Annotated in this window: 3 protein-coding genes; 1 reads left to right on the forward strand and 2 read right to left on the reverse strand. The window is 78.3% G+C overall.

Going from position 1 to position 1,636, the window contains the following annotated elements; translation table 11 throughout:
• On the forward strand, positions 1 to 310 hold a 310-nt coding region (locus tag ACI795_RS19415), incomplete at its 5' end, for an LGFP repeat-containing protein (RefSeq protein ID WP_457077303.1).
• Between the two features lie 15 nt (positions 311 to 325).
• Here ACI795_RS19415 and ACI795_RS19420 read toward each other — a convergent pair.
• Together ACI795_RS19420 and ACI795_RS19425 are read right to left on the reverse strand one after the other, a co-directional pair.
• The gene (locus ACI795_RS19420; protein WP_457077304.1) at positions 326 to 880 is read right to left on the reverse strand and encodes a hypothetical protein; all 555 of its coding nucleotides are present in this window, start codon (positions 878 to 880) and stop codon (positions 326 to 328) included.
• Positions 877 to 1,636 (reverse strand): LGFP repeat-containing protein (locus ACI795_RS19425; protein ID WP_457077305.1); only part of this gene is annotated, 760 nt, incomplete at its 5' end. The genes ACI795_RS19425 and ACI795_RS19420, both read right to left, overlap by 4 nt.

Consider the following 1,636-nt stretch of genomic DNA (forward strand, 5'->3'; position numbering starts at 1 on the left):
GAACCTGCAGGCCTGGGCACGCACCGGCTACGAGAACGGGCCGCTGCGCTACCCCACCACCGACGAGGGCGCCCTCCCCGACGGGCGCGGGATCGCCCAGTGGTTCCAGGGCGGCGCCGTCTACTGGTCGCCCGCGACGGGGTCGCACGCCCTCACCGGCGCACTGCTGCAGGCGTGGATCGGCCGGGGTGCGGAGAACGGCCCGCTCGGGTATCCGCTCACCGACACGTACGCGGTCACGGGCGGAACGCGGATCGACTTCCAGGGCGGGACCCTCACCCTGGACACCGCCACCGGGACGGTGCGCTGAACGGCCCCGCGGGCGTCAGCCGCAGGTGATCTCCGCACTGAGCGACCCGGTGGACCCGCCGCCGCCGAGCAGGTCGGCCTCGGCGGTGAGCGTCCCGCCGTCCACGCGGTAGTCGCCCGCGGCCAGGTCACCGACGGCCCGTACGTCCTGGTCCTGGAGCACCAGGGTCGAACCGTCCTGCTCGAACCGGAACGTGAGCGTCGCGGTGTCGCTGGCTCCTTCGACCACGGTCACCCCGGCGTCCTGCCGGCAGGTGCCGGAGAACGGCCCGGTCAGCTCGCCCAGCCCGGCCCATCGCACGGTCACCTGTCCGCCGGCCCGCCCGGACGGCAGCAGCGCCGTCAGCTCGGCGAGCTCCGCGCCGGCCGGCGTCGGGGAGGCGGGCGGCGTTCCGGTGCTCGGCGTTCCGGTGCTGGGCGTTCCGGTGCTCGGCGTCGCAGCGCCGGGCGTCGCGGTGCCGGAGGAGGGCACCGCGACCTCGCCGTCGGCGGTGCACCCGGCCAGCGACGCCAGCCCGATGGTGGCCAGGGTCAGGGTCCGGGCCAGGGCGCGGGCTCCGTGGCTGTTCACGGCGTGCCGGCGGCCGGTGTGCCGGCGGTGGGGGCCGGGGCGCCGTCGTCCGTCGCGGGACCCGGGACCGGTGCCGGGACGTCCTCCCCGGCACCGGTGTCGCCGGAGGGGGCCGGGTCGCTGGTGCCGCTCCCGGTGGCGCCGGTGGTCCCGTCCGCGGGCGGTGCGGGAAGCGGGGCCGGTGACGCCGCCGGGCCGCTGCCGGGCGGCGTCTGCCCGGTCGCCGGCACCGGGTCGTTGGCGACCGGGGCCGGCGCGACCGTCCCCGTGCCGTCCGAGCCCTGTGCCGCGGGCGCGACGGTGCTGACCAGGCCGTCGGGGGCCAGCAGCAGCGCCCCGCCCTGGAAGTCCAGCTGGGTCCCTCCGCCGGGGACGGCGACGGGGTCCCCGACCGGGTACCCGAGAGAGCCCAGCTCGGCGCCCTGGTCGGTCCAGGCCCGCAGCAGCGGACCCGGGAGCGCGTGGGCGCCGGTGGCCGGGGAGGCGTAGACGGCGCCGCCCTGGAACCACTGCGCCGTGCCGCGGCCGTCGGGCAGCGCCGCCGGGCTGCTGGTCGGGTAGCCCAGGGGTCCCTGCTCGTAGCCGCCGGCGCCCCACGCACGCAGGGTGGCGGCGGTGATCGGGTGCGCGCCGGTGGCGGCGGTCCAGTAGACGGCGCCGCCCTGGAACCACTGGGCGATCCCGCGCCCGTCGGGGAGGGCGCCCTCGTCGGTGGTGGGGTAGCGCAGCGGCCCGTTCTCGTAGCCGGTGCGTGCC

The sequence above is a fragment of the Modestobacter sp. SYSU DS0290 genome (genome assembly GCF_054050955.1).